Annotated in this window: 9 protein-coding genes; 4 read left to right on the top strand and 5 right to left on the bottom strand. The window is 49.0% G+C overall.

The window, feature by feature from the left end; translation table 11 throughout:
• Positions 1-21 precede the first annotated feature (21 nt).
• Positions 22-636, bottom strand: a complete 615-nt coding sequence (nfuA, locus tag NO559_RS03225; RefSeq protein ID WP_258330350.1) for a Fe-S biogenesis protein NfuA — start codon at positions 634-636, stop codon at positions 22-24.
• Positions 637-821: 185 nt separating this feature from the next.
• Here nfuA and metH point away from each other — a divergent pair, with 185 nt between their 5' ends.
• The 3 genes from metH (at position 822) to NO559_RS03210 (ending at position 6,283) form a co-directional block, all read left to right on the top strand.
• A complete protein-coding gene (gene metH / locus NO559_RS03220; RefSeq protein ID WP_258330349.1) occupies positions 822-4,517 on the top strand; it encodes a methionine synthase in 3,696 nt (1,231 codons plus the stop codon).
• 16 nt (positions 4,518-4,533) lie between these two features.
• Positions 4,534-4,773 (top strand): DUF2970 domain-containing protein, encoded by a 240-nt coding sequence (locus NO559_RS03215; protein ID WP_258330348.1) that lies wholly within the window; start codon positions 4,534-4,536, stop codon positions 4,771-4,773.
• A gap of 340 nt (positions 4,774-5,113) precedes the next feature.
• Entirely contained in the window at positions 5,114-6,283 is a 1,170-nt protein-coding gene (locus NO559_RS03210) for a cation:proton antiporter (RefSeq protein ID WP_258330347.1), read from the top strand.
• Between the two features lie 854 nt (positions 6,284-7,137).
• Here the strand turns inward: NO559_RS03210 and NO559_RS03205 are convergent.
• Positions 7,138-8,067, bottom strand: coding sequence for an electron transfer flavoprotein subunit alpha/FixB family protein (locus NO559_RS03205; protein ID WP_258330346.1), 930 nt, complete (start codon positions 8,065-8,067; stop codon positions 7,138-7,140).
• Positions 8,067-8,816, bottom strand: coding sequence for an electron transfer flavoprotein subunit beta/FixA family protein (locus NO559_RS03200; protein WP_258330345.1), 750 nt, complete (start codon positions 8,814-8,816; stop codon positions 8,067-8,069). Before NO559_RS03200 ends, NO559_RS03205 begins: the two co-directional genes overlap by 1 nt.
• A 290-nt stretch (positions 8,817-9,106) precedes the next feature.
• Between NO559_RS03200 and NO559_RS03195 the strand changes: the two genes are divergently transcribed.
• Positions 9,107-10,762: an electron transfer flavoprotein-ubiquinone oxidoreductase gene (locus tag NO559_RS03195; protein ID WP_258330344.1), complete on the top strand. Its 1,656-nt coding sequence runs from the start codon at positions 9,107-9,109 to the stop codon at positions 10,760-10,762.
• 1,044 nt (positions 10,763-11,806) lie between these two features.
• Here the strand turns inward: NO559_RS03195 and NO559_RS03190 are convergent.
• Together NO559_RS03190 and NO559_RS03185 are read right to left on the bottom strand one after the other, a co-directional pair.
• On the bottom strand, positions 11,807-12,058 hold the full coding sequence (locus NO559_RS03190) for a hypothetical protein (RefSeq protein ID WP_258330343.1): 252 nt from the start codon (positions 12,056-12,058) through the stop codon (positions 11,807-11,809).
• A 56-nt stretch (positions 12,059-12,114) separates the two neighbouring features.
• Positions 12,115-12,612 (bottom strand): DUF6586 family protein, encoded by a 498-nt coding sequence (locus tag NO559_RS03185; protein ID WP_258330342.1) that lies wholly within the window; start codon positions 12,610-12,612, stop codon positions 12,115-12,117.

Genomic DNA, 12,612 nt, shown 5'->3' with positions numbered 1-12,612 from the left:
ATAATGTGATAGCCAGACTTATTACTTAAAATAAGCCTGCGAAGTATCGGTATGGTCCGTCATATCACGCACTGCCGCCAAACCCGGCACCTGCTCTAATAAAGACTTCTCCACCCCGTCTTTTAAGGTCATATCAACCATACCGCAGCCTTGGCAACCACCACCAAAACGCAATACCGCGATTTTTTTATCGTCCTCTTCGGCCACTTCCACCAGCGACACTTCACCGCCGTGCGCGGCTAACGAAGGATTGACCTCGTTATACAACACATAGTTGATTTGATCTTCTATAGAACTGTTTTCATTAACTTTAGGCAACTTGGCATTGGGCGCTTTAATAGTCAGCTGGCCACCCATACGATCTTTAGCATAGTCGACAAAAGCATCTTCTAAAAATGGCACACTGCGCAACTCTACGCGGGCCAATAGATTTTCGTACTGAACAATAATATCGTCGTCCTGCTCATCATCCTCACGGCAATAAGCAATGCAGGTTTCGGCCTTAGGCGTACCCGGCTGGCTAATAAATAAACGTATACCCTTTACCTCTTCATCCTGGCCGGCCAATAGCTCCGCCAAGTAGGCCTGCGCCGATTCGGTAATGGTTAACTTTAATTCAGGGTTTGCTTCCGACATCTATTACTACAACCTTATAATGGCCCTACCCGATAAAATAGAGCTGAATTTATCGCCTTTTCACTGCATTAGTACCGCAGCGCAGCGTCAAGTTTGTTACAATTCGCCAATTTACCACAAGTTAAAGCCCAACTGCCACAGTCAAGTATTAGTTGGCCAACATTTAGACAGTACTCGGAACCAATATGACGGATAGAAGCACTAGAATTAACGCCCTGCAACAAGCCCTACAAGAGAGAATTTTAATTCTTGATGGCGCCATGGGCACCATGATTCAGTCTTATAAGCTACAAGAAGCCGATTACCGCGGTGAGCGCTTTAGCAATTACCACATGGATATTAAGGGTAATAATGATTTACTGGCTATTACCCAGCCCAAAATCATCAAGGACATACACACCGCCTACCTCAAGGCGGGTGCCGACATACTGGAAACCAACACCTTTAATGCCACCAAAGTCTCGCAAAGCGACTACGACCTGCAGTCTATCGCCTATGAAATCAACGTAGCAGGTGCCCGCGTCGCCCGTGAGGCGGCCGATGCCATGACCGCCCTCACCCCGGAAAAACCCCGTTTTGTTGCCGGTGTTATAGGCCCCACTAGCCGCACTGCCACCATCTCACCGGATGTTAACGACCCCGGCTACCGCAACGTGACCTTTGATCAGCTGGTAGAAGATTACTCTGAATCGGTTAAAGGCTTAATCGAAGGCGGCTCAGATATTATCCTGATAGAAACCAGTTTCGACACCCTCAACGCCAAAGCGGCGATTTTCGCCACCCAAGGCGTGTTTGAAGAGCTGGACGTAGAACTGCCCATTATGATTTCGGGCACCATCACCGATGCCAGTGGCCGCACCCTGTCGGGGCAAACCACCGAGGCCTTCTGGTACTCCGTGGCCCACGCCAAGCCCATTAGCGTAGGCCTAAACTGTGCTCTAGGCGCGCAAGAGCTACGCCCCTATGTACAAGCACTGGCCAACTGCACCAACACCCACGTCAGCGCCCACCCCAATGCAGGCCTGCCCAATGAGTTTGGCGAATACGACCAAACCCCCGAAGAAATGGCAGTCATTATTAAAGAGTTTGCTGAAAGCGGCTTTTTAAATATTGTTGGCGGCTGCTGTGGCACCTCCCCTGAGCACATCAAAGCTATTGCCGATATCGTGGCCGATATTAAGCCCCGTATCATCCCCGAGCAAAAGCCCGCCTGTCGCCTAAGCGGCCTAGAGCCTTTTGTTATAGACGATGACTCGCTGTTTGTTAACGTAGGCGAGCGCTGTAACATCACCGGTTCGGCCCGTTTTAAACGGCTAATCTTAGAAGAAGATTACGACACCGCTTTAGAGGTAGCCCTGCAGCAGGTGCAAAACGGCGCGCAGATTATAGATATCAACATGGATGAAGGCATGCTGGATTCGGAAGCCGCCATGGTGCGCTTCCTCAATCTTATTGCCTCCGAGCCTGAAATTTCCCGCGTGCCTATTATGGTGGACTCCTCTAAATGGGAAGTCATGGAAGCAGGCTTAAAATGCATACAAGGCAAGTCAGTCGTTAACTCCATCAGCCTAAAAGAAGGCGAGCAGGAGTTTATAGACAAGGCCAAATTATGCATGCGTTATGGTGCGGCCGTAGTGGTTATGGCCTTTGATGAAGATGGTCAAGCCGATACCGTGGCACGCAAAAATGAAATTTGTAAACGCTCCTATGATATTTTGGTTGATGTGGTGGGCTTCCCGCCCCAGGACATTATTTTCGACCCCAATATTTTTGCCATCGCCACCGGCATAGAGGAACACAACAACTACGCGGTAGATTTTATTGAATCCTGCCGTTATATACGCGAACAACTGCCCTACGCCAAAATTTCTGGCGGCGTGAGTAATGTTAGCTTCTCCTTCCGCGGTAACGATGCCGTGCGTGAAGCCATACACGCGGTATTTTTATACCACGCCATCAACGCAGGCCTAAGCATGGGCATAGTCAATGCTGGCCAGCTGGCAATATACGACGACATCCCAGAAAAATTACGCGAAGGCGTTGAAGATATAGTCTTAAACCGCCGCGAAGATGCCACCGAGCGCATGCTGGATATCGCCGCAGAATTTGCCGGTAAAGGCTCGCAAAACCAAGAGGAAGATTTAAGCTGGCGCGAGCTGGATGTTAACAAACGCTTAGAGTATTCACTGGTTAAAGGCATCAACGCCTATATACAAGAAGACACCGAAGCCGCACGCCTACAAGCCGATCAACCCATAGAGGTGATTGAAGGCCCGCTCATGGATGGCATGAACGTAGTGGGTGATTTATTTGGCAGCGGCAAAATGTTTTTACCCCAGGTGGTAAAAAGCGCCCGCGTTATGAAACAAGCAGTAGCCTATTTAACGCCCTATATAGAGGCCAGCAACTCCGGCGTCAGTAAAAGTAACGGCAAGGTGATTATGGCCACCGTTAAAGGCGACGTGCATGACATAGGTAAAAACATCGTCGGTGTAGTTCTACAATGTAATAATTTTGAAGTTGTAGACCTAGGTGTGATGGTGGCCTGCCAGGATATTTTAAACGCCGCCAAAGAGCACAACGCTGACATTATAGGTTTGAGTGGGTTGATTACACCTTCACTAGACGAAATGGTTTACGTGGGCCGTGAAATGCAGCGCCAGGGCTTTAACCTACCCTTATTAATTGGTGGTGCTACTACCTCAAAAGCACATACGGCCGTTAAGGTAGAGCCGCAATATAAAAACGCCCCTACGGTGTATGTGGCCGATGCCTCGCGCAGTGTTTCGGTGGTTGCCGATTTGGTACACCCCGAGCACAGGCAAACACTGTGGAATGATCGTAAAGAAGAATACGAAAAAATCCGCGTGCGCAATGCCAACCGCAAACCCAAAACCAAACCCATTAGCTATAGTAACGCGATTAGCCGTGGCCTAAAGTTTGACTGGAATACTTACCAAGCACCCAAGCCCAGCTTTACCGGCGTAAAAGTGTTTAACGAGTACCCGCTGCAAACCTTAGTCGACACTATAGATTGGACGCCGTTTTTTATCTCTTGGGATTTAGCGGGTAAATACCCCAAAATTCTCGACGATGAAACCGTAGGCGAAGCGGCTAGAGCCTTGTTTGCTGACGCGCAGAAACTATTGCAAAAAATTGTTGATGAAAAACTATTAACCGCCAATGCAGTAGTCGGTTTCTGGCCTGCCGCCCGTGTTAATAGCGATGATATAGAGGTTTATGACGAGCAAGGGCAAGCTATAGCCTTGTTGCACCACATACGCCAACAAATAGATAAGCCCAACGGCAAAGCCAATATGAGCTTGGCAGACTTTATCGCCCCTAAAGAAAGCCTATGCCAAGATTATATAGGCGGCTTTACTGTCACCGCAGGCTTGGGTGCCGATGAGCTAGCCAAACAATACCAGGACAACGGCGATGACTATAACGCCATCATGATAAAAGCGCTGGCAGACCGCCTGGCTGAATCCTTTGCCGAGCATATGCACTTGCGCGTACGCAAAGAGCTATGGGGCTACGACAGCGACGAACAACTAAGCAACGAAGAGCTTATTAAAGAGCGCTATCGCGGCATACGCCCAGCCCCCGGCTACCCCGCCTGCCCCGATCACACGGAAAAGGCCACCTTGTTTAAACTGCTAAACAGCGAAGAAAACATAGGGGTAGAGCTGACTGAGCATTTTGCTATGTCACCTGCGGCCTCGGTGAGTGGTTTCTACTTTTCTCACCCTGAGTCCAGTTATTTTGCCACCGGCAAAATCAGCAAAGACCAAGTAGAGTCCCTAGCCGAACGTAAAGCTATGACCCTGCCAGAGCTAGAGCGCTGGCTAATGCCAGTATTGGATTATGACCCTGCGTAAACATTGAGGAATAAGGATGGCAGAGCAAGAGCATAATAATGATAAGCCCGCTGATAAAAAGCCCAGCATAGGCCAAGTTACGGCCAGTGTAATGGCAGCCTTTTTTGGTGTGCAAAGCAGTAAAAATAAAGAGCGGGATTTTAAACACGGTAACCACAAGGTCTTTATTATTATGGGACTGGTGGCCACGGCGGTGTTTATAGGCTCTATCGCCTTGCTTGTGCAGTTTGTTTTACATATAACAAAGGCGGGATAACCCGCCTTTTTGCTAAAACTCTTACTTAAATTACTGGCCGCTTAACCAAAATACCACGGTAAATACCACCAAGGCCACTACCGCCGTTGCTGCTATGGCATCGGCCAAGCTATCGTTGTACTGCGCTTTGTGCTGGCTATTGTCTGACATGGTTATTCCTCTTTTAATTTATTATTAACGGTTACTATCTGGTATCTTAAGACTCACTTGGAAACAATTTGTTCACATACTATCCATAAAATTAGCTAATATCTATACACCTATAACAAAAAATCACCATATTCCAGCCACCATGGCCTGAAATAGCCCCCAAAAACTAGCCAGTAGGACCATCTATACAATGGATGCCAGCAGTATCACCTTTTCCTTCTTTTTGATTTTTACCGGTGCAGCTATTTTAGCCACCCTAGCCCTGTACTCCCGGCAGCCTCTGCTGATCGCTTATATTGCTCTAGGCGCTATCATCGGCCCCTACGGCCTGAATTTTGTTAATGACTTGGCCTTACTCTCTGATATCTCCCATGTAGGTATTATCTTTTTATTATTTTTACTGGGGCTGGATATGCAACCCCAAGCGCTAGTTAGCACCATGAAAAAAGCCACGCCTATAGCCATCATCAGCTCATTGGCATTTATGGGCATAGGCTATGTAGTCAGCATCGCTTTTGGCTTTAGCCAAGCTGAGTCAATTATTATTGGTGCCGCCATGATGTTTTCCAGCACCATCATAGGCATAAAATTATTACCCACCACCATACTGCACCACCGCCATATGGGCGAGATGATGATCAGCTTATTATTGCTGCAAGATGTGATCGCCATTTTTGTTTTATTGGTGTTATTAAGTGGTGACGTGGGCCAGTTTGACATCACCATGATGTTAAAAACCATTGCTGCACTACCGGTATTTATCGCCCTATCCATGCTATTTGTTAAGTACGGGCTGCTTAAACTCATACAAAAATTTGACCGCTTTCATGAATACATTTTCTTATTAGCGCTGGGCTGGTGCCTAGGCTTGGCCGAGGCCGCCCACCAAGTTGGCCTCTCTGCCGAAATAGGCGCTTTTATTGCCGGTATTTCTTTAGCTACCAGCCCCATCTCGCAATATATTGCAGTTAACTTAAAGCCACTGCGGGATTTTTTCTTGATCTTGTTTTTCTTTTCGCTGGGGGCACGCTTTGACTTAGCACTGCTCGCCGACATTATTATTCCTGCTGTAGTATTGGCCGCTTTAATGCTGACTTTAAAGCCGGTGATTTTTCAGTTTTTATTACGCAACGCCAGCGAGAAAAAAGTATTAGCCTGGGATATAGGCTTCCGCCTGGGCTCCATTAGCGAGTTCTCACTGCTTATCGCCTTTGTTGCTTTTGACGCCGCACTACTGGGCAAAAATGCCTCTCACTTGATACAGGCCACAGCCATTATCACTTTCTTAATTTCTTCTTATATAGTGATATTTAACTACCCCACCCCTATCGCCTTAAACGACAAACTACGGCGGGATTAAACGGTAGTAATGGTAAAGCCCTTATATCTAGGTGAGGGCTTTTTTTTGAAACGGCATGTATTGTTTGTTAGCCCCGATGGCTGAGCCGGATACTGTCGCTACATGGTCTGTCCCCTCCCCCCTTTATCTAAAAAGACGCCCGTGTCCGCTACTGAGCCTTAAAGCGCTGCGCTGTCTCATCCGCTACCACGGCCAGCCCTCTTATATTCCGCGACAGCACCCGGCTCAGCCCTCTGGCATCGTGCTAATTATTATTTTTTCAGTTAAGAAAACTTCACTCTAATGCCACCGCGATAGGCAGGTAATGGCAGAAGGTTATTGCGGAATATAAAAGATGAGCGCTGAGTGAGCTCCTGAGACCGACTGTTTTCACCGCAGGGGAGACGGGCTCAGGCGGGAGTGAAGGCAGCCCGGAGGGCCGCCATCATGGAGCAATGACCTTGTGCCATTGCCGGATTAAGAACTTCTAACTATCCCAGCAGCTAAGCTTCCGGTTTTGTTTTTTCTGGGAACGTTCTAGACCAGCACAGTGGCTTACTAACTCCGACGGCTGATCCGGATGCCGCCGCTGCATGGTCTGGCCCCTCCCCCCCTTTATCTAAAAAGACGCCCGTGTCCGCTACTGAGCCTTAAGGCGCTACGCTGTCTCATCCGCTACCCCGGCCAGCCCTCTTATATTTCGCGACAGCACCCGGCCCAGCCCTCTCGCATCGTGCTATTTTTTAAGATTATTAAAATAAATATGCACTACGAAGCGCGTAATCACAGAGGATTATTAGATTTAAAACCCACAAACAAAAACCGCCCAGCTTTTGTTAAAAGCTGGGCGGTTTTTTTAAACAGTAAACCAAAGCTTATAAAGCGTTGTTTAACTCAGGCACTGCCTCAAATAAATCAGCCACTAAACCGTAATCGGCTACCTGAAAAATCGGTGCATCTTCATCTTTATTGATAGCAACAATCACCTTGCTGTCTTTCATACCGGCTAAATGTTGAATAGCACCAGAGATACCTACAGCAATATACAGATTAGGCGCCACGATTTTACCGGTTTGGCCAACTTGCATATCGTTAGGTACAAAGCCTGCGTCTACTGCTGCGCGTGAAGCACCTACCGCAGCACCAAGCTTATCAGCAACCGACTCTAGCAGCGCAAAGTTTTCGCCATTTTGCATACCGCGACCGCCGGAAATAACGATAGAGGCCGCTGTTAATTCTGGCCTATCGCTAACCGCTAACTCTTCACCCACAAAGCTAGAAATACCGGCATCGTGAACTGCAGATAAACTCTCTACACTGGCAGAGCCGCCTTCAGCAGCTACCGCATCAAAGGCTGTACCGCGTACGGTTAAGACCTTAATCGCATCGGCAGACTGTACCGTCTCTATCATATTGCCCGCATAAATGGGGTGCTTAAACGTATCGGCACTAACTACGCCAGTAACATCGGATATTTGTGCCACATCCAGTAAAGCCGCAACGCGAGGCAAAATGTTTTTACCTGTAGTGGTGGCTGCCGCTAATACGTAGCCATAATCTTTGGCAACTTCAGCCATTAACAGGCTGACGTTTTCTGCTAATTGATGTGCATAGGCAGCATTGTCAGCCACTAACACTTTAGCTACGCCGTTAATTTTTGCCGCTTGCTCGGCCGCCGCGCCGCAATCAGCACCGGCAACCAATAAAGTAATATCACCACCGATTTGTTGCGCACAGGCAACAGTATTTAAAGTGGCCGCATTAATAGAAGCGTTATCGTGTTCAGCTAAGATTAAAATACTCATTAGATCACCTTCGCCTCATTTTTTAATTTATCAACCAATTCAGCCACAGACTCTACCTTAATACCGGCAGCGCGCTCGGCAGGTGGCTCAACTTTAACCGTGGTTAAACGTGGTGCTACATCAACTGCCAACTCTTCAGGGGTTAACACATCCAAAGGCTTCTTTTTCGCCTTCATGATATTAGGTAGCTTAGCGTAACGGGGCTCGTTTAAACGCAGGTCGGTAGTCACTATGGCTGGCAGCGTTAAGCTCAAGGTTTGCAAGCCGCCGTCTATTTCACGGGTAACGGCTACCTTACCATCGGCAATATTCACCTCAGAGGCAAAAGTACCCTGCGGCATATTCGCCAAGGCACCTAGCATTTGACCCGTTTGGTTGTTATCACCATCGATGGCCTGCTTGCCCATAAGCACCAGCTCGGGCTGCTCTTTATCAACCACGGCTTTTAGTAATTTGGCTATGGCTAAAGGCTGCAGTGTCTCGCTGCTTTCAACATGTATACCGCGGTCAGCACCTAAGGCTAAAGCAGTGCGGATTTGCTCCTGACAGGCTTTATCACCTATAGAAACTGCGACCACCTCAGTGGCTATACCCTTTTCCTTTAAGCGTACCGCTTCTTCAACTGCGATTTCACAAAAAGGGTTAATCGCCATTTTCACATTGTTAAGGTCTGCACCTGTGCCGTCGGCTTTTGGCCTAACCTTAACGTTGTAGTCTGCTACTCGTTTGACAGCAACAAGAACCTTCATAGACTCACCGTTTTATTCGTTATGGATTTGTGACTATAGCAAGCATAGATTAACTTTTGCTATACCCCCAACGAGGGGCAGCCATAGTGACCATTATTGAATATGGGGTCAATAGTCCAATCTGCCCACGCCTATTAACATTTATGCCCATTGTGACAATTAGGCTAAAACATAGGCAAATCAAGGGGTTTTAGCATTGCGGTTTCATTTTCACCCGCTATATAATCGAGCGCTATTAAATCGCTGACAGCATTGTAGCGCCCCCCATGTGTAAGCAAGAGGACTATTTCGTGGAAAGAGAATCAATGGAGTTCGACGTTGTCATCGTCGGCGCAGGCCCTGCTGGCCTATCAGCAGCCTGCCGCATACGCCAGCTTAGCTTAGAGACCGGCAACGATATTAGCGTTTGCGTGGTTGAGAAAGGTTCAGAGGTTGGTGCCCATATACTCTCTGGTGCGGTCTTTGAACCCACAGCCCTCAATGAACTATTCCCTGACTGGAGCGACAAAGGCGCGCCCTTGCACACCAAGGTCAGCCACGACGAAATTTGCTATATGACCAGCGCCGAGAAAAGCATAGGCGTACCGGGCTGGGCCGTACCCAAAACCATGCACAATGAAGGCAATTATATTATCAGCCTGGGTAACCTCTGCCGCTGGCTGGCAGAACAAGCCGAAGAGCTGGGTGCCGAGATTTACCCCGGCTTTGCCGCCGCCGAGGTGCTCTACCACGAAGATGGCCGCGTTAAAGGTATAGCCACCGGCGATATGGGCGTAGCCGAAGATGGCAGCCATAAAGACAGCTACACCGAAGGCATGGAACTACACGCCAAATACACCCTATTCTCCGAAGGCTGCCGAGGCCATTTAGGCAAGCAAATCATTGAGCAGTTTCAGCTAGATGCCGGCAAAGACCCCCAGCACTACGGCCTAGGCATTAAAGAGATCTGGAAAATAGCGGACGACAAACACCAGCAAGGTAAGGTGTTTCACTCCACCGGCTGGCCACTCACCGAAAGCGGTAGTTTTGGTGGCGGCTTTCTCTACCACGTAGAAGACAATCAGGTCTCGCTAGGCCTAATCACCGATTTAGGTTATAGCAATCCCCATGTTAGCCCTTTCGAAGAGTTTCAGCGCTTTAAGCAGCACCCTGCGGTTAAGAGCATTTTGGAGGGCGGCGAACGGCTATCTTATGGCGCCAGAGCCATCGCCAAGGGCGGCCTGCAGTCGCTACCCAAGATGACTTTTCCCGGCGGCTTATTAATTGGCTGTGACGCTGGCACATTGAATTTCGCCAAAATCAAAGGCAGCCACACCGCCATGAAATCAGGCATGATTGCTGCGGAAACTGTACACGCAGCCATCACCCAAGAGCAAAAAGACGGCCAAGAATTGACCGAATACACCCAAGCTTTTGAAAGCTCTTGGCTGTATAAAGAGCTCAAAGCCCAGCGCAACTTTGGCCCCGCTCAGCACAAATGGGGTAATTTAGTCGGTTCGGCTTACGCTTTTATCGACATCAACCTGTTTAACGGCAGCCTGCCCTGGACCCTGTCAGACAGCAAGCCTGACCACGAACAGATGAAGCCCGCAGCCCAGAGCAAAAAAATCGATTACCCCAAACCCGATGGCGTCATTAGCTTTGACCGCTTAAGCTCGGTGTTTTTGTCCAACACCAACCACGAAGAAGACCAGCCCTGCCATCTAACCTTAAAAGATGCCAGCATACCCATTAGCTATAACCTGCCCTTATACGACGAGCCTGCGCAGCGCTACTGCCCGGCCGGCGTCTATGAGGTAGTGAGTGACGACAATGGCGAACAGCGTTTTCAGATCAACGGCCAAAACTGCGTACACTGCAAGACCTGCGATATTAAAGACCCTAGTCAAAATATCGTATGGGTAACCCCCGAAGGCCTAGGCGGCCCCAATTACCCTAATATGTAAGCTCAATCTTGATGAAGCCCTTACTTAGCTAAGGGCTTTTTTTGCTTGGAAATCTTTGCTTAATAAGTGGTTTACTTGCACCGATGGCTGAGCCGGATGCCGCCGCTACATAGCCTGGCCCCTCCGCCCTTTATCTAAAAAGACGCCCGCGTCCGCTACTGAGCCTTAAGGCGCTACGCTGTCTCATCCGCTACCCCGGCCAGCCCTCTTATATTTCGCGACAGCACCCGGCTCAACCCTCGTGCATCGTGCTAGCGTTTACTGCTTCCGGTAAAAAATATGTACTTTGATGTACTACGATAGGCAGGTAATGGCAGAAGGTTATTGCGGAATATAAAAGATGAGCGCTGAAGGAGCGCCTGAGACCGACTGCTTTCCCCGCAGGGGAGACGGGCTCAGGCGGGAGTGAAGGTAGCCTGGAAGGCCGCCATCATGGAGCAATGACCTTGTGCCATTGCCGGATTTAAAACTTCTAATTATGCCAACAGGTAAGATTCTTTTTTGCCAAGAACAACTTAAGCCACACAATAGTTTATTAACCTCCGATGGCTGAGCCGGATACTGTCGCTACATGGTCTGGCCCCTCCGGGGTACCCGTGTCCGCTACTGAGCCTTAAAGCACTACGCTGTCTCATCCGCTACCACGGCCAGCCCTCTTATATTTCGCGACAGCACCCGGCTCAGCCCTCTGCTATCGTGCGAATTCTGACTCTGCAGTTAAGAAAACTGTACTCTAATACCATGCGATAGGCAGATAATGGCTGAAGGTTATTGCGGAATATAAAAGATGAGCGCTGAGTGAGCGACTGAGACCGGCTGCTTTCCCCTCAGGGGAGACGGGCTCAGGTGGGAGTGAGGGTAGCCCGCCACCTGCAGAACAGCGCCGCCATCATGGAGCAATGAGCTTGTGGCATTGCCGGATTTAAAACTTCTAATAATGCCAACGCGGAAACGTCTTTGTTTAATACCCGCAAAATCGCGCTAACTAAAGAAGATGATTTAGGAATAACCAAGAATTTAATAGCTGCACAGCAGCTAAAAGCGTCAGTGCAAAGTGTGCTCTGCACTATCAATAATTTCAGCCTTGGCCACGCCACGTTCATCTGCTATGGCTGAGGCGGCCTCTATGCCAGCCTGTATCATAGCTTTGGCCACGTCTATAGTGCCATCGTCTATAAATGCTTTGGCCTCGTCGGAAAATCGTATAGTTACTAAAGCATCATCGCCATGTTCTGCGCGCTTTAAGACTATATCGCCGTTGGCTAATTCAATAATTTCTAATACGGATGAGGGCACGATAACAAACCTAACACTGTGAATCTGCCGTCTATGGTAACAGCCAGACCCTCAGACTACCACTCTTGCGTCAAGCTGCGCTGACCTTCAATTAGCTGTCTTAAGGACTCATAGGCCGTTTGCAAGGCCTCTAAATCCAGCATACTGGGCTCCAAGGCTGTTAGCCTTATCTGCGCAGGGGGCTGCTGCTTGACCTCTGCAGGAGCGCTCACAGGCCCCGCTGCCGCCAATAAGGCCGACAACCAGCTAGCCGCGTCAGACTCCAGCTCACAGAGCTGGGTAATTTCAGCCGCGCTAATCCCCTGCGCGGCCATTAATGCTGCTAAGGACTGAGCACTACAGCAGCCAGCGGCGCTGACATTATAAGCCTGGCCCAGCTCTAACAGATAAGCTTGGTAGCAGCGTTGTAAGTGTATGCAGGCCGCCTCCCCCGCTAAATGACGAATCACAGTAAGGGGCAGCTCGGCGGCGTTAAGATATTGCTGATATTGCTCTAATTGCAGGCGACAACAATAAAGCCGTAAATTAACCTCATCGCGCAGCGTATTAGCCAT

The organism is Dasania sp. GY-MA-18, assembly GCF_024734385.1.
Taxonomy (GTDB): domain Bacteria; phylum Pseudomonadota; class Gammaproteobacteria; order Pseudomonadales; family Dasaniaceae; genus Dasania; species Dasania phycosphaerae.
The sequence above is the reverse complement of the archived record's forward strand: the minus strand, read 5'-3'. Positions and strand labels throughout refer to the sequence as shown.